18 protein-coding genes, 1 pseudogene and 2 riboswitches are annotated in these 21,056 nt (G+C 70.9%); of the genes and pseudogenes, 11 read left to right on the plus strand and 8 right to left on the minus strand.

Features of this window, described 5'->3' with window-relative positions; genetic code table 11:
• Positions 1–289: 289 nt before the first annotated feature.
• From ABEB07_RS08915 to gcvT, 7 genes are all read right to left on the minus strand, one after another.
• Positions 290–1,060: a nucleotidyl transferase AbiEii/AbiGii toxin family protein gene (locus ABEB07_RS08915; RefSeq protein WP_345667827.1), complete on the minus strand. Its 771-nt coding sequence runs from the start codon at positions 1,058–1,060 to the stop codon at positions 290–292.
• A 1-nt stretch (position 1,061) separates the two neighbouring features.
• Entirely contained in the window at positions 1,062–1,187 is a 126-nt protein-coding gene (locus ABEB07_RS08920) for a hypothetical protein (protein ID WP_345667761.1), read from the minus strand.
• Entirely contained in the window at positions 1,187–1,798 is a 612-nt protein-coding gene (locus ABEB07_RS08925; protein ID WP_345667763.1) for a type IV toxin-antitoxin system AbiEi family antitoxin domain-containing protein, read from the minus strand. The genes ABEB07_RS08920 and ABEB07_RS08925 overlap by 1 nt, the downstream gene beginning before the upstream one ends.
• A gap of 221 nt (positions 1,799–2,019) precedes the next feature.
• The gene (locus ABEB07_RS08930) at positions 2,020–3,387 is read right to left on the minus strand and encodes an L-serine ammonia-lyase (protein WP_164589433.1); all 1,368 of its coding nucleotides are present in this window, start codon (positions 3,385–3,387) and stop codon (positions 2,020–2,022) included.
• A gap of 91 nt (positions 3,388–3,478) precedes the next feature.
• Complete coding sequence (gene glyA / locus ABEB07_RS08935; RefSeq protein ID WP_164589432.1) at positions 3,479–4,741, minus strand: serine hydroxymethyltransferase; 1,263 nt, start codon at positions 4,739–4,741, stop codon at positions 3,479–3,481.
• 12 nt (positions 4,742–4,753) lie between these two features.
• Positions 4,754–5,131, minus strand: coding sequence for a glycine cleavage system protein GcvH (gene gcvH / locus ABEB07_RS08940; RefSeq protein WP_164589431.1), 378 nt, complete (start codon positions 5,129–5,131; stop codon positions 4,754–4,756).
• 112 nt (positions 5,132–5,243) lie between these two features.
• Positions 5,244–6,371 carry a glycine cleavage system aminomethyltransferase GcvT gene (gcvT, locus tag ABEB07_RS08945; protein WP_345667764.1) on the minus strand — a complete coding sequence of 376 codons (1,128 nt, stop codon included), beginning with the start codon at positions 6,369–6,371 and terminating at the stop codon, positions 5,244–5,246.
• Positions 6,372–6,449: 78 nt separating this feature from the next.
• Positions 6,450–6,566: riboswitch (glycine riboswitch) on the minus strand.
• A riboswitch (glycine riboswitch) is annotated at positions 6,567–6,667 on the minus strand.
• A gap of 165 nt (positions 6,668–6,832) precedes the next feature.
• Between gcvT and ABEB07_RS08950 the strand changes: the two genes are divergently transcribed.
• The 10 genes and pseudogenes from ABEB07_RS08950 to ABEB07_RS08995 all read left to right on the plus strand — a co-directional run bounded on the left by ABEB07_RS08950 (position 6,833) and on the right by ABEB07_RS08995 (position 18,805).
• Complete coding sequence (locus ABEB07_RS08950) at positions 6,833–7,531, plus strand: AAA family ATPase (protein ID WP_345667765.1); 699 nt, start codon at positions 6,833–6,835, stop codon at positions 7,529–7,531.
• A 41-nt stretch (positions 7,532–7,572) separates the two neighbouring features.
• Complete coding sequence (locus tag ABEB07_RS08955) at positions 7,573–8,376, plus strand: enhanced serine sensitivity protein SseB (RefSeq protein ID WP_176150577.1); 804 nt, start codon at positions 7,573–7,575, stop codon at positions 8,374–8,376.
• A gap of 128 nt (positions 8,377–8,504) precedes the next feature.
• The gene (locus ABEB07_RS08960; RefSeq protein WP_345667829.1) at positions 8,505–9,260 is read left to right on the plus strand and encodes an enhanced serine sensitivity protein SseB C-terminal domain-containing protein; all 756 of its coding nucleotides are present in this window, start codon (positions 8,505–8,507) and stop codon (positions 9,258–9,260) included.
• 413 nt (positions 9,261–9,673) lie between these two features.
• Entirely contained in the window at positions 9,674–10,672 is a 999-nt protein-coding gene (locus ABEB07_RS08965; RefSeq protein WP_164585047.1) for an ABC transporter permease, read from the plus strand.
• 58 nt (positions 10,673–10,730) lie between these two features.
• Positions 10,731–12,485 (plus strand): ABC transporter substrate-binding protein, encoded by a 1,755-nt coding sequence (locus ABEB07_RS08970; RefSeq protein WP_459115376.1) that lies wholly within the window; start codon positions 10,731–10,733, stop codon positions 12,483–12,485.
• 69 nt (positions 12,486–12,554) lie between these two features.
• Entirely contained in the window at positions 12,555–13,562 is a 1,008-nt protein-coding gene (locus ABEB07_RS08975) for an ABC transporter permease (protein WP_345667767.1), read from the plus strand.
• Complete coding sequence (locus ABEB07_RS08980; protein WP_164585050.1) at positions 13,559–14,659, plus strand: oligopeptide/dipeptide ABC transporter ATP-binding protein; 1,101 nt, start codon at positions 13,559–13,561, stop codon at positions 14,657–14,659. Before ABEB07_RS08975 ends, ABEB07_RS08980 begins: the two co-directional genes overlap by 4 nt.
• Positions 14,656–15,913: pseudogene (locus ABEB07_RS08985) on the plus strand (ABC transporter ATP-binding protein); the annotation flags it as partial. The gene ABEB07_RS08980 and the pseudogene ABEB07_RS08985, both read left to right, overlap by 4 nt.
• A 787-nt stretch (positions 15,914–16,700) precedes the next feature.
• Entirely contained in the window at positions 16,701–18,092 is a 1,392-nt protein-coding gene (locus ABEB07_RS08990; RefSeq protein WP_164585715.1) for a M1 family metallopeptidase, read from the plus strand.
• A 56-nt stretch (positions 18,093–18,148) separates the two neighbouring features.
• Positions 18,149–18,805 (plus strand): trimeric intracellular cation channel family protein, encoded by a 657-nt coding sequence (locus tag ABEB07_RS08995; protein ID WP_176150580.1) that lies wholly within the window; start codon positions 18,149–18,151, stop codon positions 18,803–18,805.
• Here ABEB07_RS08995 and ABEB07_RS09000 read toward each other — a convergent pair.
• On the minus strand, positions 18,714–19,994 hold the full coding sequence (locus ABEB07_RS09000) for an alpha/beta hydrolase (protein WP_345667768.1): 1,281 nt from the start codon (positions 19,992–19,994) through the stop codon (positions 18,714–18,716). The two genes, ABEB07_RS08995 and ABEB07_RS09000, sit on opposite strands and share 92 nt — an antisense overlap.
• A 176-nt stretch (positions 19,995–20,170) precedes the next feature.
• Between ABEB07_RS09000 and ABEB07_RS09005 the strand changes: the two genes are divergently transcribed.
• Positions 20,171–21,031 (plus strand): thioesterase family protein, encoded by an 861-nt coding sequence (locus tag ABEB07_RS09005; protein ID WP_345667770.1) that lies wholly within the window; start codon positions 20,171–20,173, stop codon positions 21,029–21,031.
• Positions 21,032–21,056: the final 25 nt, after the last annotated feature.

Below are 21,056 nucleotides of genomic sequence, written 5' to 3' on the forward strand. Positions count from 1 at the left end.
GGACAGTCGTCCTTATGTCAGGCTCCGCCCCTGCCAGGGGTCTCGTCAGAAGCGGTGGGACGGCGAGAGGTTGCCGGCCAAGCGGCCCCGCCGGTGGACAGTCGGTGGACAGACGCCTTTGGACGGTGCATCACGGGGTAGTGCGGGTCAACCTGCCGCACGCGGTCTGATCAGGAGAAGCGTCACGGGGCGGCACGACGGGGCACCACGCAACATGGACGCTCGTGGTCTCGTAATGCGTAGGTGTCAGGTTGGCGCCGCGGGGCCTGGCTGTCCTGTCAGGTCTGGTTCACGACCATGTAAGGGTCGCTGCACTCCATGTGAGTGTGGCGGCGTCGCCGTTGAGAAGTGTGTCTGCGAAGGCGGTGACCTGCCGGACGACGTCCGTGAAGCGTTCGGGGTAGCCGGTCGCGGCGGTGCCTTGCCGACGGCGCCAGGCGATGTAGGAGGCCTGGCGGCGTTCGCCGAGGTCGGTGATGGTCGTGCTGAGGGGTTTCAGAGTGATGCCGCGGTGTGTGGCGGTGGCGGTCAGCGCTGTGGTGAGTTCTTGGCCGTCCAGGTCGTTGAGGGTGAGCAGGCGGTAGAGGTCACCGTAGTCGCGGTCGCGAGTGTTGAGGTCGCCGAGTGAGACGGCAGTGGAGAGTTTTTCAGCGATCACGGTGGCGAGTGGGTAGCCGAGGAGTTGGAAGCTTTCCGCCGTGAGTTGCTGTGGATAGTCGATGATCCGGGGGCCGGGGGTGACGGGGTCGCCGAAGCTGATACCCAGTTGGAGCTTGAGTCGCGCTCGGGCGATAGAGGCGGCCATGGACAGGCGGAGACCGTGGTACTCGTCCTCCTCACGAATGGGGACGGTCTTGAGCGTCGTGGGATCGAACGCGACGCCGTCGTCGATCTCGGTGGCGGCGATGGCCGCGACCCTGCGGATGATCTCGGTTTCGGTGCCTGGGAACGAGCGGCCGAGGATGTCGATGTCGCGGGTCATTCGACGTGCGCCGAACTGGGCGAGCAGCAGGCCACCCTTGAGGACGAAGTGCTCCCGGCCCAGGGGCGATGCGGCCAGACTAGAGGAACCGTTCGAGGACGTACTCGACCATGACCTCGTCCGTGGACCGGCTGGTGCGGCGTGCCAGGTTGCGCAGGTCGTTGTAGACGCGGCCGGCGATGGTGTCGCGGGCGGGGCTGGCCATCAGGCGAGCACCGCCTCTACGGCGGGGCGGACGACGGAGAGAGCGCCCAACTCGCGTGCGATGTACTGGAGTTCGCCGACCCCGCCGCGTCCGCTCCGGCGCAGGTAGCGGCCGAGCGCGGACAGGGCGAGGGTCTCGCCGAGGCGGCTGCGGTGGCGCATCGCGTCGACGACGCTGCGGGCTGCGTTGTACATGGGGATGGTCTCTCCCGGGGCTGCTTCGAACCGTTCGATACCGAGGTCGAAGGTCTTCGCGGCGTACTGCGCCACCACGGTCGGCGGGTAGGAAATCGTCGGGCGGCGTGTACCGCGCGGCACGGCGATGTGTACCGCTGCGGGGATGTCGTCGATCAGCTCATGCAGGGCCAGGGCGGATTCACCGCACACGACGGCGCGAGGGGCCCGTGCGCACACGGCCAGCAGATCCGCGTGCGCCGTTTCCGGGGCGTCTGCCCGCCGGCCCCACGGGACGGTTCGTCTATCTCCCCCTCCGTGACCAAGTGCGCCATATAGCGAGGGGAGAGCAGAGCCTGTCGTGCCTGCGCCGTCGTGAATGTGGGCGGAGAGGCCGGCCAGCCGCTGCTTCAAGCGCGGGTTTTCCGCAGCGTTCATGTATCGAATGGCACCCCTTGAGCGGGGGTAAGGGATCGATTTGAAACATCAGCTGGTGGGTGAACGGCACATCCGGCGTTGATCACGTTCCGCGAACCTGCAGGTCAGAAGCCCCTTCCAGGGGGATGTCACAGGGACTTCCCAGGGACTTTCCGCCGCGTAAACAGGGAAGGCCCCGACAGCGCCGAAAGGCACGAACGCACTGGTCAGGGCCCACATCCTCAGCACTCGATGATGTTCACCGCCAGCCCGCCCCGGGCCGTCTCCTTGTACTTGACGGACATGTCGGCGCCGGTGTCCTTCATGGTCTTGATGACCTTGTCCAGGGAGACCTTGTGGGAGCCGTCGCCGCGCAGGGCCATGCGGGCGGCGGTGACCGCCTTGACCGCGGCCATGCCGTTGCGCTCGATGCACGGGATCTGGACGAGGCCGCCGACCGGGTCGCAGGTCAGGCCGAGGTTGTGCTCCATGCCGATCTCGGCGGCGTTCTCCACCTGCTCGGGCGTGCCGCCCATCACCTCGGCCAGGGCGCCCGCCGCCATCGAGCAGGCCGAGCCGACCTCGCCCTGGCAGCCGACCTCGGCGCCGGAGATGGAGGCGTTCTCCTTGAACAGCATGCCGATCGCGCCGGCCGCGAGCAGGAAGCGGACCACGCCGTCCTCGTCAGCGCCGGGGATGAAGTTGATGTAGTAGTGCAGGACGGCGGGGATGATGCCGGCCGCGCCGTTGGTCGGGGCGGTGACCACCCGGCCGCCGGCCGCGTTCTCCTCGTTCACCGCCATCGCGTAGAGGGTGATCCACTCCATCGAGCGGGCCGCGGCCTCGCCCTCGGCGCGCAGCTGGCGCGCGGTCATCGCGGCCCGGCGGCGCACCTTGAGGCCGCCCGGCAGGATGCCCTCGCGGGTCATGCCGCGCCCCACGCATCCCTGCATCACCCGCCAGATCTCCAGCAGGCCCGCGCGGATCTCCTCCTCGGTGCGCCAGGCCCGCTCGTTCTCCAGCATCAGCGAGGAGATCGACAGGCCGGTCTCCTTGGTGAGGCGCAGCAGCTCGTCGCCGGTGCGGAAGGGGTACTTCAGGACCGTGTCGTCGAGCTTGATCCGGTCGGCGCCCACCGCGTCCTCGTCCACGACGAAGCCGCCGCCGACCGAGTAGTACGTCTTGGCCAGCAGCTCGGCGCCCGAGGCGTCGTACGCCCACAGGGTCATGCCGTTGGCGTGGTAGGGCAGCGCCTTGCGGCGGTGCAGGACCAGGTCGTCGTCGAAGGAGAAGGCGATCTCGTGCTCGCCGAGAACGTTCAGGCGGCCGGCGGACTTGATCTTCTCCACGCGCGCGTCGGCCGTCTCCACGTCCACCGTGCGCGGCGAGTCGCCCTCCAGGCCGAGCAGCACCGCCTTCGGGGTGCCGTGGCCGTGGCCGGTCGCGCCGAGGGAGCCGTACAGCTCCGCGCGCAGCGAGGCGGTCGCCTCCAGCAGGCCCTCGCCGCGCAGCCGGCGGGCGAACATGCGGGCCGCGCGCATCGGGCCGACCGTGTGGGAGCTGGACGGGCCGATGCCGATCGAGAACAGGTCGAAGACCGAGATGGCCACGGGGACTCCTCTAGACGGGGGTGATGCGAGGGGGACGGGGACACCGCGCGGGCGCCGGGATCGCCGGCGCCGCGCGGTGCCTCCGGGCGGCTTACTTGTTCAGACCCGGGTAGAGCGGGTGCTTGTCGGCCAGGGCGGTCACCCGGGCCTTGAGCGCGTCGGCGTCGTAGGACGGCTTCAGCGCCTCGGCGATCACGTCCGCGACCTCGGCGAAGTCCTCGGCCGTGAAGCCGCGGGTGGCCAGGGCCGGGGTGCCGATCCGAAGGCCGGAGGTGACCATCGGGGGACGCGGGTCGTTCGGGACGGCGTTGCGGTTGACCGTGATCCCGACCTCGTGGAGGCGGTCCTCGGCCTGCCGGCCGTCCAGCTCCGAGTCGCGCAGGTCCACCAGGACCAGGTGCACGTCGGTGCCGCCGGTCAGCACGTCCACGCCCACCGCGCGGGCGTCGTCCCGCACCAGGCGCTCGGCCAGGATGCGGGCGCCCTCCAGGGTACGCCGCTGGCGCTCCTTGAAGTCGTCGGAGGCGGCCACCTTGAAGGCCACCGCCTTCGCGGCGACCACGTGCTCCAGCGGACCGCCCTGCTGACCGGGGAAGACCGCGGAGTTGATCTTCTTGGCGAGCTCCTGGGTGGACAGGATCACACCGCCGCGCGGGCCGCCGAGGGTCTTGTGCGTGGTGGTGGTGACCACGTGGGCGTGCGGCACCGGGTTGGGGTGCAGGCCCGCCGCGACCAGACCGGCGAAGTGCGCCATGTCGACCATCAGGTACGCGCCGACCTCGTCCGCGATGCGGCGGAACTCGGCGAAGTCCAGCTGCCGCGGGTAGGCGGACCAGCCGGCCACGATCAGCTTCGGCCTGGACTGCTTGGCCAGCTTCTCCACCTCGGCCATGTCGACCAGGCCGTCCTCGCCGACGTGGTAGGCGACCACGTCGTAGAGCTTGCCGGAGAAGTTGATCTTCATGCCGTGGGTCAGGTGGCCGCCGTGCGCCAGGTTCAGGCCCATGATCGTGTCACCGGGCTTGAGCAGCGCGAACATCGCGGCGGCGTTCGCCTGGGCGCCGGAGTGCGGCTGCACGTTGGCGTGCTCGGCGCCGAACAGCTCCTTGACCCGGTCGATCGCGATCTGCTCGATCACGTCGACGTGCTCGCAGCCGCCGTAGTAGCGGCGGCCCGGGTAGCCCTCGGCGTACTTGTTGGTGAGGACCGAGCCCTGCGCCTCCATGACCGCGACCGGGGCGAAGTTCTCCGAGGCGATCATCTCCAGCGTGGACTGCTGGCGGTGCAGCTCGGCGTCGACCGCGGCGGCCACGTCCGGGTCCAGCTCGTGCAGGGGCGTGTTGAGGACAGTCATCGCGTCCGCTCCTCAGCCGGCGTTCTGGGCGGCGTACTCGTCGGCGCTCATCAGGTCGGCCGGCTCCTCGGTGAGGCGCACCCTGAACAGCCAGCCGTCCTCGAAGGGCGCGGAGTTCACCAGCGACGGGTCGTCCACCACGTCCTGGTTGATCTCCGTGACCTCACCGGCGACCGGGGAGTACAGGTCGGACACCGACTTGGTCGACTCCAGCTCGCCGCAGGTCTCGCCCGCGGCCACCGTGGAGCCGACCTCCGGGAGCTGGGCGAAGACGACGTCGCCGAGCGCGTTGGCCGCGAACTCGGTGATGCCGACCGTCGCGACGCCGTCCCGGGCGGGCGACAGCCACTCGTGTTCCTTGCTGTAACGCAGCTGCTGGGGGTTGCTCATGGCCTGAATTCTCCTGTACGCGGGAGGGTGCTGGTGAAGGGAGGGGGACTGCGGAAGGCGCGCGTGAACAGGGGCGATGCGCCCCGGGCCACGGCGGTCGGTTACGACAGTGTCACTTCTGCCGCTTGTAGAACGGCAGGGCCACGACCTCGTACGGCTCGTGACTGCCCCGGATGTCCACGCCGACACCCTCGGCGCCGGGCGCGGCGTGCGCGGCGTCGACGTACGCCATGGCGATCGGCTTGCCCAGGGTGGGGGAGGGGGCGCCGGAGGTGACCTCGCCGACCACCTCGCCGCCGGCCACCACCTGGTAGCCCGCGCGCGGGACGCGGCGGCCCTCGGCGATGAGGCCGACCAGCGTCCGCGGCGGGTTCTGCGCGGCGCGCTCGGCGGCCCGCTCCAGGGCCTCGCGGCCGACGAAGTCGCCCTCCTTGTCGAACTTGACCACCCGGCCGAGCCCCGCGTCGAACGGGGTCAGCGACGTCGTCAGCTCGTGCCCGTACAGCGGCATGCCCGCCTCCAGGCGCAGCGTGTCGCGGCAGGACAGACCGCACGGGATCAGCCCGGCCTCCGCGCCGGCCTCGGTCAGCGCCTGCCACAGCTTCTCGGCGTCGGCCGGGTCGACGAACAGCTCGAAGCCGTCCTCGCCGGTGTAGCCGGTGCGGGCGATCAGCGCGGAGACGCCGGCCACCGTGCCGGGCAGGCCGGCGTAGTACTTCAGGCCGTCCAGGTCGGCGTCGGTCAGCGACTGGAGGATGCCGGGGGAGGCGGGGCCCTGCACGGCGATGAGCGCGTACGCGTCGCGGTCGTCGCGGACCTCGGCGTCGAAGCCGGCCGCCCGCTCGGTCAGCGCGTCCAGCACCACCTGCGCGTTGGAGGCGTTGGCGACGACCAGGTACTCCGTCTCGGCCAGCCGGTAGACGATCAGATCGTCCAGGATGCCGCCGTCGGCGCGGCAGATCATCGTGTAGCGGGCGCGGCCCACGCCGACGGAGGCGATGTTGCCGACCAGGGCGAAGTTCAGCAGGGCGGCGGCATCGGGCCCGGTGACCGCGATCTCGCCCATGTGGGAGAGGTCGAACAGACCGGCCCGGGTGCGCACCGCGAGGTGCTCGTCGCGCTCGGAGCCGTAGCGCAGCGGCATGTCCCAGCCGGCGAAGTCGGTCATCGTCGCCCCGAGCGAGCGGTGCAGCGCGTCGAGCGCGGTACGGCGCGGCGGACGGGAGGCGGAACTGCTCATCGGTCGGTCTCCAAGGCGATGGGGTCTCCCACGCGCCGGCGCGTGCCGGCGTACGGGAGGACGAGGACAGGACTCGTGTCCTCCCCATCTGTCATCGGAACCTGAGAGGTTCGCCATGACCGCCGTCGCACGGACGGGTCACGGCTTGCACCTTGGGTGGAGCCACTGCGGCAGCGGCCCGCTTTTCAGATGTGCCTCGCCCGCGCGGTAACGGGGCCTGAGAGATTCAAGGGAGGGACTTGCTCCTTCGGCGCCCCGGACAGACGTGCTGCCGGGGACTCTCCCGCGCGGATTCAAGCGGCCGGTATGCAGTTGGCGCGCCCATCATTGCACGGCTCGCCGCCGCCCGGCAGGGCCGCATCCGTAACCGGCCTGTGGCAGAACGCGCACGGGAACGCGGGCAGAAGCGCATTACGTTCTTTTTACCGGGGGTAGGTGAACCCCATCACCAGGGGAGGACGATGACGGTGAACAGACCCGTGCCGGCGTACGCCACGACCCACGCCCCCGCGCTGCCCGCCCAGCGGACCGGCCGCACCCGCGCGGCCGCCGGGCCGGCCCCCGCGCCCGTCGTCCGCGACCTGCGCGAGCGCTCCGGCCGCGGCCCGCGCGCGCTGCTCTTCGGCCCCCGCGACCTGGTCGTCGTCACCGGCCTGCCCGGCGGCGGCAAGTCGACCCTGATGCGGCGCGCGGCCGACGGCGTCCGCATCGACTCCCAGGACGCCCGCGACCGCTTCGCCGCCCGGCTGCCCCGCCGCCTGCCCTACGCCCTCTACCGCCCCCTGGTCCGCCTCGCCCACTACGCCGCCCTGCGCCGCGCCCTGCGCACCGGCGCACCGGTCGTGGTGCACGACTGCGGCACCCGGACCTGGGTCCGCTCCTGGCTGGCCCGCGCCGCCCGCCGCCGCGGCGGCGCCCTGCACCTCCTGCTGCTCGACGTCACCCCCGACGCCGCCCTGCGGGGCCAGCGGCGGCGCGGCCGCGGCGTCTCCCGGCACGCCTTCGCCCGCCACCGCCGCTCGGCCGCCCGGCTGCTGCGCGCCGTGGAGGGCGGCGAGGTGCCCGCCGGCTGCGGCTCCGCGGTCCTGCTGGACCGCGCGGCCGCCGCCGCCCTGCACCGGATCGGGTTCACCGGCGAGGACGCGGACGGCACCCGTTAGCCTTTCGGTCACATCAGTGGTTCCCAGCAGGCGGTAGGCAGATGGACTTCCCGGCGGACTTCTCCGCGGACCTTCCGGGGGATTTCCCGGTACCGACACACCCCCAGCCGCACGGCGGCTGGCCCGGCAACGAACTGGAGGAAGTGCTCTCGGCCTCCCTCGGCGTGCCGACGGCCGGCGCCCGCGTCGTCGAGGTGCTCGGCCGCAGCTTCCTGTGGGTGCCGCTGCCCGGCGGCGGCGGCCCGCACAGCGGCCCCCTCGACCTGCCCGCCCTGGAGATCGACGGCCAGGCCTACGTGCCCGTCTTCAGCTCCGAGGAGCAGCTGCGCCGGGCCGCCGGCCCGCACATGGCGTACACCATCGCGCCCGCCGTCGAGTTCGCCCGCGGGCTGCCCCCGCAGATCGGCCTCGCGCTCAACCCGGACGGCGTCGTCGGCCTCCCGCTGCCGCCGCAGGCGGTGGCCGAACTGTGCCGCTCCGGCCGCAGCGCGCTGGACGGCCCGGCGAGCGGCGGCCGGGTCCGCCTGTTCGAACCGGACTGGCAGGACGACCCGGTGGACTTCCTGGCCGCCGCCTCGGCCGAGTTCGCCGGGACGGGCGTCGTCGTCTCCGCCCGGCGCTGCCTGGCGGCCGTCGAGACCGCCGACCCGGTCATGTTCATAGGCGTCGAACTGGCCCAGTGGGAGGGCGACCTGCGCGTCCGCCCGCTGGACGCCCTGGGCCGGGCCCTGGCCGCGGCCCCGGTCGCCTGGCCGGTGAACCTGGTCCTCATGGACGTGGCCGACGACCCGGTCATCACCTGGCTCCGGGACAACGTCCGCCCCTTCTACCAGTACGGGCACTGAAGTCACGGCAGCGACCGAGCCGGTAGGCGGCCTTAAGCTAGTCGCACAGCTCGGTGAGGAGTTACACGAAGGGGCGGTAAAAGGTGAGCGCCAGCGCGAGCGGCACCGCGGCCGGGCACGTGGAGCAGATGCTGCGCCAGGTGACCCCCGGCCGCTACGACGCCTACGAGTCGCTCCTGCACGCGCTCGCGACCCCCGCCACCGGCCAGATCTGGATGCTGCTGTGGCACGGCCAGGCCGGCGCCCCGGACGCCCAGTACGGCCGCATGGAGGTCGACGGCCACGGCTACGCGCCCTGCGTCACCTCCGCCCAGGAGCTCTCCGCGAGCGGCTGGATGCGGTCCTACGAGGTGGTGGACGCCCTCGACGTCGCCCGCACCCTCTACCCCGACCGCTACGGCCTGTGGCTCAACCCGCACGCGCCGGGCGGCGGCGTCGGCGTGCCCTGGCTGGACCTGCGCCGGATCGCGGCCGGCCTGGACCGCCAGCCGGCCGGGCCGCTCAGACTGTCCGAACCGGCGATCGAGATCCCGCAGTTCTACGCCCTGCTCACCCAGAACGCCCACCGCACCCCGGCGCTGCGCTCGCTGCGCCGGGCCTGGGTGCAGCCCGCCTTCGGGGCGCCCTACCTCGCCATCGGCCTGGACGTGTACGACACCTCGCCGCCGGCCGTGGACTCGGTGCGGGCGATGATGCAGCGCTCCATCGGCGCCGTCCCGGACGGGCTGCCGGTGTCGACGGTGGCGATGTCCGACGAGTTCGACCCGGTCGCGATGTGGCTGCGCGCCAACTCCCGCCCGTTCTACGACCGCGACGCCCACGCCCTGCCCGCCCCGGGGCCGACCGGCGGCTACGGTTACCCGCCGGTCGGCGGCGCTTACTGAACGGAGCGGCCCGGTGTGGCCGCTTTCCGGTTTGCGCACAGGATCTCCGCAGGGTCCCCTCTTCTGCGCGCGTAGATTGTCGGCGATTGGCCCCGAAGAGCGCAGGATCGCCGTTGTGTCCCAACTGTTCAGTGTTCGAGGGGCGTTACCCGCTGTTCGGATAACGGAATCCCCCGGACTGCATCACGGTTGCGCATACATTCGCCGTCCCCTCTGGCGGGTGATCGCGACCACGCTGAAGACTCGCGAGTCAGACACGAGGTCGACGACCCGTGTTCAAACGCAAGTTGACGTAACAGCCGGGTCACAGTGGCCGCTCCACCCGCGGACCGAGCCCGGCAGCCACGTACCAAACGCCGCGCACAGCGGCAGGGCGCAAGCCGGTCACCACCGGCGAGAGGGGTCGGGTCACAGTGACCGCACCGATCGAGACCACCGGGGCGGCAGCCGAGGCGCAGCCGGAGGCTGTGCTCACCGGCGCCGGTGAGGGGCGGATCGAGGGTCGTTCGCTCGGGCAGATCGCCTGGTCGCGGTTCAAGAAGGACAAGGTCGCCGTCGCCGGCGGCGTCATCGTGATCCTGCTGATCCTGCTGGCGGTCGCCTCGCGCCCGCTCCAGGCCCTGTTCGGCCTCGACCCCAACGCCTTCAACCAGGACCTGATCGACCCCAACACCTCGCTGCCGCAGGGCGGCTGGGGCGGCATGAGCATGGACCACCCGCTGGGCGTGGACCCCAAGTTCGGCCGCGACACCGCCACCCGCATCCTCGAAGGCTCCTGGGTCTCCCTGGTGGTCGCCTTCGGCGCGACCATCCTGTCCAACGTGATCGGCGCGATCATGGGCGTCGTCGCCGGCTACTACGGCGGCCGGGTCGACTCGGTCATCAGCCGCCTGATGGACACCTTCCTCGCCTTCCCCCTCCTGCTCTTCGCGATCGCCATTTCCGCCACCCTCCAGGGCGGCGCGTTCGGCCTCAACGGGCTGCCGCTGCACCTGAGCGTGCTCATCTTCGTGATCGGCTTCTTCAACTGGCCCTATCTGGGACGCATCGTCCGGGGCCAGACGCTCGCGCTGCGCGAGCGCGAGTTCGTGGACGCCGCCCGGGGCATGGGCGCCAAGGGGCCGTACATCCTGTTCCGGGAACTGATGCCCAACCTGGTCGGCCCGATCATCGTCTACTCGACGCTGCTCATCCCGACCAACATCCTCTTCGAGGCGTCCCTGAGCTTCCTCGGCGTCGGCATCCAGCCCCCGCAGGCCTCCTGGGGCGGCATGCTCCGCGACGCCGTCCAGTACTACCAGGTGGACCCGGAGTACATGATCGTTCCGGGCCTCGCCATCTTCGTCACCGTCCTCGCGTTCAACCTGCTCGGCGACGGTCTCCGCGACGCTCTCGACCCGCGCAGCCGCTGACGCCTGCTCGCTGAGAGCCCATCAATTTTTCCGATCTATGGAGGGGAAGCAGACCATCATGCGAAGGTCAGCGCTGGCCGCGGTCGCGGCCATCGGCTCCGTCAGCCTGCTACTGGCAGGCTGCAGCAAGGCCGACGACAACAAGGACGGCGGCAAGCCGAAGGCGGCCGGCGCCAACGCGGCGACCAAGGGCGTCGTCAACGCGTCCGACAAGAAGGGTGGCACGGTCACCTACGAGATGTCGGACGTCCCGGACTCCTTCGACCCGGGCAACACGTACTACGCGTACATGTACAACCTGAGCCGGCTGTGGGCGCGTCCGCTGATGACGTTCCAGCCCGGCCCCGGCACCCAGGGCAACACCCTGGTCCCGGACCTCGCCGCGAGCAAGGGCGTCTCCAGCGACGGCGGCAAGACCTGGACGTACAAGCTGCGTGCGGGCCTGAAGTTCCAGGACGGCACCCCGATCACCTCGAAGGACGTCAAGTACGCCGTCGAGCGGTCCAACTTCGCGCGTGACGTGCTCTCGCTCGGTCCGAACTACTTCCAGCAGTACCTGGACGACCCGGACCACTACAAGGGCCCGTACAAGGACAAGAGCGCCAAGGGCCTGTCCTCGATCGCGACGCCCGACGACACCACGATCGTCTTCCACCTGAACCGCGCCTTCCAGGAGTTCGACTACCTCGTCGCCGCTCCGCAGACGGCCCCGGTGCCGCAGGCCAAGGACGACGGCGTCGACTACGTCAAGCACATCGTGTCCTCCGGCTCCTACCAGTTCCAGAGCTACGAGGAGGGCCAGAAGGCCGTCCTGGTGCGCAACAAGAACTGGGACGCGAAGACCGACCCGCTGCGCAAGCAGCTGCCGGACAAGATCGTCATCAACCTGAAGGTCAACGCCGAGACCATCGACCAGGACCTCCAGTCCGGCAAGGCCACGGCGGAGCTGACCGGCATCGGCGTCGGGTCCTCGACCCAGGCTAGCCTGCTCAACTCGGCGGACGGCAAGGCCAGCACCGACAACACCTTCGGCGGCCGGCTCGTCTACGCCGCGCTGAACACCAAGGTGAAGCCGTTCGACAACGTCGCCTGCCGCAAGGCCGTCGAGTACGCCATCGACAAGGTCTCCGTGCAGACCGCGATGGGCGGCCCGGTCCGCGGTGAGATCGCCTCCACCGTCGTGCCGCCGGACATCACCGGCTACGAGAAGGCCGACCAGTACGCGTCCGCGGACAGCAAGGGCGACGTGGCCAAGGCCAAGGACCAGCTCAAGGCCTGCGGTCACACCACGATCAACACCAACATCTCGGCCCGCTCCGACCGCCAGTCGGAGGTCGACGCGGCCACGGCGATCATCAGCTCGCTGAAGAAGGTCGGCATCAACGCGACCCTCAAGCAGTACCCGCAGGGCAAGTACTTCACCGACTACGCGGGTGTGCCGAAGTTCACCGAGAAGCAGAACATCGGCATCATGATGATGCAGTGGGGCGCCGACTGGCCGTCCGGCTACGGCTTCCTCCAGCAGATCCTGAACAGCAAGGCCATCAGCCAGTCCGGCAACACGAACCTGTCGCAGTTCGCGAACAAGGACGTCGACGCCAAGCTGGCCGAAGCGATCGCCAACCCGGACGTGGCCGCGCGCAACAAGCTGTACGCCGAGATCGACAAGACCACCATGGACCAGGCGGTCATCGTCCCGCTGACCTACTTCAAGGTCCTGCTCTACCGCTCGCCCTACGCCACCAACGTGGCCTCGTCGGCGGCCTGGAGCGGTCAGTACGACTACCTCAACATCGGCACCACGAAGAAGTAGCCCCGGAAGGCAGGTGAAGGCATTGGCGCCCGCGGGTTTCGCCACCCGCGGGCGCTGGCGCCGGCCCCCGTGATCTCGTACATCCTCCGCCGGACGTTCGCGGCAGTGATCCTGCTGCTGGTCGTCTCCGCGGTCACCTTCGCCATCTTCTTCCTGCTGCCGCGGCTAGTCGGTCAGACCGCTGACCAGCTGGCGCAGCAGTACATAGGCAAGAGCCCGTCGAAGGCCGACATCCTCGCGGTGAAGCACAACCTCGGACTGGACCAGCCGGTCTACGTCCAGTACTGGCACTTCATCAAGGGGATCGTGGCCGGCGCCGATTACAGCATCGGTCCCACCACGGTGCACTGCGACGCGCCGTGCTTCGGCTACTCCTTCAAGACCCACGAGGCGGTCTGGCCGCAGCTCACCTCGCGCCTTCCGGTGACCCTCTCGCTGGCCGCGGGCGCCGCGGTGCTGTGGCTGCTGTCCGGCGTCACGGTCGGCGTCGTCTCCGCCCTCAAGCCGCGCTCGCTGTTCGACCGCACCTTCATGGGCATCGCGCTCGCCGGTGTCTCGCTGCCCATGTTCTTCACGGGCCAGCTGGCGATCCTGCTCTTCGTCTTCAAGTGGCCGATCTTCGGACGCGACTACGTCCCGTTCACCGACAACCCCCAGCAGTGGGCCAACACCCTCCTGCCGGCCTGGTGTTCGCTCGCGCTGCTGTACTCCGCCGTCTACGCCCGGCTCACCCGCTCGGGCATGCTGGAGACGATGAACGAGGACTTCATCCGCACCGCCCGCGCCAAGGGCCTGCGGGAGCGCAAGGTCGTCGTCCGGCACGGACTGCGGGCCGCCCTCACCCCGATCATCACCGTCTTCGGCATGGACCTCGGCCTGCTGCTCGGCGGCGCCGTGATCACCGAGAGCGTCTTCTCGCTGCCCGGTGTCGGCCAGTACGCGGTGCAGGGCATCACCGACAACGACCTGCCCAAGATCCTCGGCGTGACCCTGCTCGCCGCGGCCTTCGTCGTCATCGCAAATCTCCTGGTGGACCTGCTCTACGCGGCCGCCGACCCGCGGGTGAGGCTCTCGTGACCGAACTCTCCAAGACCGGCGCCGCAGTGAGCGAGCCGGCCGCCCCCGCCGAGAAGAAGTCCCCCGAGGCCTTCCTCGACGTCCGCGACCTCAAGGTGCACTTCCCGACCGACGACGGCCTGGTCAAGTCCGTCGACGGGCTCAGCTTCAAGCTGGAGAAGGGCAAGACCCTCAGCGTGGTCGGCGAGTCCGGCTCCGGCAAGTCGGTCACCTCGCTGGCGATCATGGGCCTGCACCGGCTCGGCGCGCGCGGCAAGAACGTGCGGATGTCCGGCGAGATCTGGCTGGACGGCAAGGAACTGGTCTCCGCCACCCCGGACGAGGTGCGCAAGCTGCGCGGCCGCGAGATGGCGATGATCTTCCAGGACCCGCTGTCCGCGATGCACCCGTACTACACGGTCGGCAACCAGATCGTGGAGGCGTACCGCAACCACCACGACGTCAGCAAGAAGGTCGCCCGCACCCGGGCGATCGAGATGCTGGACCGGGTCGGAATCCCCGAGCCGGCCAAGCGCGCCGCCTCCTACCCGCACGAGTTCTCCGGCGGCATGCGCCAGCGCGCCATGATCGCCATGGCGCTGGTGAACAACCCCGAGCTGCTGATCGCGGACGAGCCGACCACCGCGCTCGACGTGACCGTCCAGGCGCAGATCCTCGACCTGATCCGCGACCTCCAGAAGGAGTTCGGCTCCGCGGTCATCCTCATCACCCACGACCTCGGCGTCGTCGCCGAGATCGCCGACGAGGTGCTGGTGATGTACGGCGGCCGGTGCGTGGAGCGCGGCCCGGTCGACGAGATCTTCGAGCGGCCCCAGCACCCCTACACCTGGGGCCTGCTGGGCTCGATGCCGCGCGTCGACCGCGAGACCTCCGACCGGCTCATCCCGGTCAAGGGCCAGCCGCCGAGCCTCATCAACGTCCCCTCGGGCTGCGCCTTCCATCCGCGCTGCCCCTACGCGGACCTCCCCAAGGGGAACGTCACCCGCACGGTGCGCCCCGAGCTGCAGCAGGTCGACGGCGGCCACTGGTCCGCCTGCCACCTCTCGCCGGAGGACCGTACGCGGATCTGGACCGAAGAGATTGCGCCGAAGCTGTGAGTGAGACGAAGAAGACGGACGCCGCGGCCGAGGCCGCGGAGCCGAAGCGGGCGGCGGACGACGACCGCGAGGTGCTGCTCAAGGTCACCGGCCTGACCAAGCACTTCCCCATCAAGAAGGGCATCCTGCAGCGCCAGGTCGCCGCCGTGAAGGCGGTCGACGGCATCGACTTCGAGGTGCGCAAGGGCGAGACCCTGGGCGTCGTCGGCGAGTCGGGCTGCGGCAAGTCCACGATGGGCCGGGTGGTCACCCGCCTGCAGGACCCGACCGGCGGCACGATCCACTTCGAGGGCCGGGACATCACCCGGCTCAGCGCCGGCCAGATGCGTCCGCTGCGGCGGGACATCCAGATGATCTTCCAGGACCCGTACGGCTCCCTGAACCCGCGCCACACCATCGGCTCGATCGTCTCCGCGCCGTTCCGGCTGCAGAACGTGACGCCCGAGGGCGGGGTGAAGAAGGAGGTCCAGCGGCTGCTGGAGCTGGTGGGCCTGAGCCCCGAGCACTACAACCGCTACCCGCACGAGTTCTCCGGCGGCCAGCGCCAGCGCATCGGCATCGCCCGCGCGCTCGCGCTCAAGCCGAAGCTGGTGGTGGCGGACGAGCCGGTGTCCGCGCTGGACGTGTCGATCCAGGCCCAGGTCGTCAACCTGATGGACGACCTCCAGCAGGAGCTGGGCCTGACGTACGTGATCATCGCGCACGACCTGTCCGTCGTCCGGCACGTCTCGGACCGGATCGCGGTGATGTACCTCGGCAAGATCGTCGAGCTCGCCGACCGCACCTCGCTGTACGAGGCGCCGATGCACCCGTACACCAAGGCCCTGATGTCGGCCGTGCCGGTGCCCGACCCCAAGCGCCGGGGGCAGAAGAGCGAGCGCATCCTGCTCAAGGGCGACGTGCCCTCGCCGATCGCCCCGCCGAGCGGCTGCCGCTTCCACACCCGGTGCTGGAAGGCGACGCAGATCTGCAAGACGACCGAGCCGCAGCTGGTGGAGCTGAAGCCAGGGCAGCGGGTGGCCTGCCACCACCCGGAGAACTTCGCGGACCAGGCCCCGCAGGACACCGTGCTGCTGTCGGCCGCGAAGGAGGCCGCGGAGCTGGTCCCCGAGGAGGCCCTGGCCAAGTCCGCCGAGACGTCGGCGGCGGTGGCCGCGGCGCAGCCGTCGACGGCGGACGAGCCGGCGGCGGCTCCGGCCGCCGAGGTGACGAAGGCCGAGCCGGTGGCGGACGAGTCCGCCGCCGACGCCCCGGCGAAGCCGGCCCAGGCGGACACCCCGGCCGTGACCGGGGCGGACGCGAAGCCGGCGGCGGAGACGGCGGCGGAGACGACCGAGCCGAAGCCGGTCGTCGCTGCCGAGTCCGAGGCCGAGGCCCTGGCGGCCGAGGAGTCGAAGGCGGCCGAGGCCGACGGCGAGACGGAGCCCGCGCCCCTGGCGAAGACTCCGGCCGGGACCGAGGCGGAGGCGAAGCCGGCGGCGGAGAAGACCGAGTCGGCTCCGGCCGGCACGGCCGACGTCGAGGCCAAGTCGACTCCGGCTGCCGCGTCCGACGCCGAGACCCCGGCCGAAGCCGAGCCGAAGCCGGTCGCCGCTGCCGAGCCCGCGACCGACGTCGAGGGCCCGGCCGAGGCCGAGCCGGCGGCAGCCGATGCAGCGGAGCCGGCCCCGGTCGGCAAGGCCGAGCCCGTGTCCGCGACCCCGGCCGCCGAGCCGAAGGCCGAGGCCGCCGAGCCGGTCCCGGCCGTCGCCGAGGCGAAGCCCGCCGCCAAGAAGCGCGCCCCGGCGAAGAAGGCCCCCGCGAAGAGGGCTCCCGCGAAGAAGGCCGCGGCCAAGAAGGCCGCGACCGCTGACGCGGCCCGGGACGGCGACGCGGCCCAAGACGGCGAAGGCGACAGCCGAGCCGACCGCACCGGTCAGGAGTGACCGTCGACTGAGGCATGACAAGTTGGCAAAGTCATGCACATGACCGAACGGGAGAGCGCAGAGTCGTCTCCGTACGTGCGATCCACCGATCGACGCACGCGCGAAGGGATGACCTCATGGCACTCTCCCGTTCGGCACGTCTGGGGGCCGTCGTCACCGCGGCGCTCTCCTTCCTGACCGTCGCCGCCTCCTCCGCCCCCATCCACGGCGCCCCGGGCATCGGCGACCCCTACTTCCCAGACCTGGGCAACGGCGGCTTCGACGCCCGCCACTACGCGCTCGACATCGCCTACGACCCGGCCACCGGCCGCCTCGACGGCCGTACCACCCTCACCGCCCGCGCCACCGACGACCTCGCCTCCTTCGACCTGGACCTCCAGCAGCTCCAGGTCACCGACGTCCGGGTGGACGGCAGACCCGCGCGGTTCACCCGCGACGGCGACGAGGTGCGCGTCACCCCGCGCCGCACGCTGCGCAAGCACCGCGACTTCCAGGTCGCCGTCACCTACGGCGGGGTGCCCCAGCCGCTGAGCGGCCCGATCGTCTTCGGCTCGAAGTACGGCTGGATGAAGACCGCGGACGGCGTCTTCGTCGCCTGCGAGCCCAACGCCGCCTCCACCTGGTTCCCCTCCAGCGACCACCCCGCCGACAAGGCGACCTACGACATCCGCATCAAGGCACCCAAGGGCCTGACCGGCGTCTCCAACGGCCGCCTGGTCTCGACGTACGACCGGGGCGGCTCGACGTACACCCACTGGCGCGAGAACCGGCCCATGGCCACCTACCTCGCCACCGCCACCATCGGCAAGTTCGACGTGCGCACCGGCCGGACCCCGGCCGGCACACCGATCTACGTCGCCGTCGACCCCGTACTGAAGAACAGCAACAGCGTCGACGTGTACGGGGTCACCGCGGCGGCCACCGACTACTGGTCGCAGGTGTTCGGGCCGTACCCGTTCGAGGAGACCGGCGCCATCGTCGACGACATGCCGGAGGCGGGCTTCTCGCTGGAGGTGCAGAGCAAACCGGCGTACTCGGCGGTGCGCAGCGAGGGCACCATCGTGCACGAGCTGGCCCACCAGTGGTTCGGCGACTCGGTCTCGGTGGACCAGTGGAAGGACATCTGGCTCAACGAGGGCTTCGCCACCTACGCCGAGTGGCTGTGGACCGAGCACCGGGGCACCCGCTCCGCGCACGACTCCTTCCGCGCCGCCTACGACGCCCGCCCGGCCGACAGCTCCTTCTGGCAGATCAAGGTGGCCGACCCGCAGCGCGACACCATGTTCGCCTCCGCCGTCTACTACCGCGGCGCGATGACGCTCCAGGCGCTGCGCGAACGCATCGGCGACAAGGCGTTCTTCAAGCTGCTGCCGGCCTGGACGAAGGCGCACCGCTACGGCAACGCGGACACCGCCGACTTCGTGCGCCTGGCCGAGCGCGTCTCGGGTCAGCAGCTGGACGACCTGTTCGACAAGTGGCTCTACACGACGGGCAAACCCGCCCTGTAGTCCGTACCACGCCTTGTATCGCAAGGCGCACCTCGCGTCCTGAGTAAGAATGTGGGGTGCTTCAGCAACTGTTCAGCCCCTCCGTCCAGCACACGGTCGACATGGTCGGCATCTTCGTGTTCGCCATCTCCGGCGCGCTGCTGGCCGTGCGCAAGAACTTCGACGTCTTCGGCATCGCCGTCCTCGCCGAGGTGACCGCGCTGGGCGGAGGGCTGTTCCGGGACATCGTCATCGGGGCGGTGCCCCCGGCCGCCTTCACCGACCTCGGCTACTTCCTCACCCCGCTGCTCGCCACGGTCGTGGTCTTCTTCCTGCACCCGCACGTGGAGCGCATCCAGCGCGCGGTCTACGTCTTCGACGCGGCCGGCCTCGGCCTGTTCTGCGTCTCGGGCACGACGAAGGCGTACGACTACGGCCTCGGCCTCACCTCGTCGGCGACCCTCGGCCTGGCCACCGCGGTCGGCGGCGGCGTGCTGCGCGACGTGCTCGCCAACGAGGTGCCCTCGCTGCTGCGCTGGGACCGCGACCTGTACGCGGTCCCGGCGATCGTCGGCTCCACCATGGTGGTGCTGTGCATCCACTACGACGCGCTGACCCCGCTGACCACCGCGCTCGCGGCGGTCAGTGCCTTCGCCCTGCGCCTGCTCGCGATGAAGTACCACTGGCGAGCTCCGCGGGCGTGGAACCGGCGCTCGACGGTCCGTGAGGAGTAGCCGGCCGGCCGTGCGGGCCGGCGCCCGGGGCGGCGGGTGAGCCGGCGCCCGGGTGCGCGCCGGCCGCCTTGCCGCTCAGCTCGGCGGTCAGCCAGCGGAACGCCACCGGCACCTGCGGCCGCCACAGCGCCATGGTGTGCCCGCCGGCGCTGCGCGGCAGGAACACCGGGCGCACGGTCGTGGGCGCCTTGGCGGCCTGTGCCAGCGCCACCGCGGCCTCGTAGCCGTCGCCGGCCTCGCCGGACACGTAGAGCGCGATCCGCGGCGGCGTGCGGGCCTCGCGCAGCAGCACGTAGGGGTTGTTCGCCCGGCGCAGTGCGGGGGACTGGTTGGCCAGCGAGTCGCGTTCGCCGATCGGGTCGTTGTAGCCGGACAGACTGATCGCGGCCCGGTAGCGGTCGGGGTGGGCGACGGCGAGCTTGGCGGCGCAGTGGGCGCCGGCCGAGTAGCCGGCGGCGGCCCAGCCGTCCGGGGCGGGCAGGGCGCGGAAGTTGTCCGTGATCATCTTGGGCACGTCGATGCTCAGCCAGGTGTCGGCGTTGACGGTGCCGGGGATGTTGGCGCACCCGGTGTCGGCCTTGGCGACCAGGTTGGTGCGCGGGGAGACCAGGATGAAGGGGGCGACCCGGCCCGCGCGCATCAGCGGTTCCAGCTGCTCGTGCACGTGCATCGAGCCGAACCACGCCTTGGCCGAGCCCGGGTAGCCGGACAGCAGCTCGACCACCGGGAACTTCTTGTCTTTGTAGGCGGGGTCGTCGTACTGCGGCGGCAGCCAGACGTACACCTCCGCGGAGACGCCCGAGACGCGGCCCTTGAGCTGGGTGACGCGGACCCCGCCGGCCTCGTGCATCCGGGGTCCGTCGGCCTGCTCGAAGTCCTGCTTCACCTTGGGCAGCTTGCGGTAGGCGATGCCGCCGGTGCCGTCGGCGCCGAGGTCGGCGGCCCGCTGCACGTGGTTGCCGGTGCCGAGCAGGTCGGCCCAGTTGTCGTAGAGGTTGTTGCTGTTGTTGACCAGGACGAAGACCAGGGTGACGGCCGTGGTCTGGGCGAACAGCAGCATCAGCGCCCGCAGCGCGGCGCGCACCGCCCGGGGGCCGCGCAGCCGCGTCCACAGCAGGAACGGCAGCGCCAGGGCGAGGGCGGCCAGCGCCACGGCGGTGTAGAGGAACGCGGTCCCGGTGAGGCTCATGTCCCCGTAGAGGGGATTTCGTCCCTTCGGGTTACGGGCGCGTACGGACACTTACCGGACTATTGCCGATGTCTCATCCGCGCGGAACCTATGGGGAACCTGCGGGCGGGGAGGTGTTCACCTCGGCGCAACACACAAAGCTACCGCTTAGTAGTTTCCTGCTGTACCGTTCAGCCATGTCACAAGCAGCCTCCGCCCCGGCCGCGCGGGCCACCGTCGGCGACAGCGAGTTCGACCGGGACACCGCGGTCGCCAGGCGCGCCCCGGGCGTCTACGACATCGACCTCTCCGCCGGCTGGACGATCTTCGGCGCCGTCAACGGCGGCTATCTGCTCGCCGTCCTCGGCCGCGCGCTCGGCGACGCCCTGCCGCATCCGGACCCGTTCACGATCTCGGCGCACTACCTGACCGCGTCCCGGCCCGGCCCGGCCGTCGTGCGCACCGAGGAGATCCGCACCGGCCGCACCCTCTCCACCGGCCAGGCCTCCCTCTTCCAGTACGACGACGAGGGCCGGGAGGTGGAGCGCATCCGCGTCCTGGCCTCCTACGGCGACCTGGCCGCCCTGCCCGACGACGTGCGCACCACGGCCGAGCCGCCCGTCCTCCCGCCGATGGCCCAGTGCTTCGGCCCCGAGGACGGCCCGGCCCCCGACGACAGCGTCTCCGCCATCGCCGAGCGCCTGATGCTCAAGCTGGACCCGGCCACCCTCGGCTGGGCGCTCGGCGCGCCCTCGGGCAAGGGCGAGATGCGGGCCTGGTTCGGACTCGCCGACGGCCGCGACGCCGACCCGCTCTCCCTGCTGCTCGCGGTGGACGCGCTGCCGCCGACCGCCTTCGAACTCGGGCTCCAGGGCTGGGTGCCGACCGTCGAGCTGACCGTGCACGTCCGCTGCCGCCCGGCCCCCGGCCCGCTGCGGGTGTCCATCACCACCCGCAACCTCGCCGGCGGCTTCCTGGAGGAGGACGCCGAGGTGTGGGACAGCGCCGACCGCCTGGTCGCCCAGTCCCGCCAACTCGCCCGCGTCCGACTCGGCTGACCGGTTCACTTGGGGGCGGGCTGGG

This window comes from Streptomyces similanensis, assembly GCF_039543625.1.
GTDB classification, from domain to species: Bacteria; Actinomycetota; Actinomycetes; order Streptomycetales; family Streptomycetaceae; genus Streptomyces; species Streptomyces similanensis.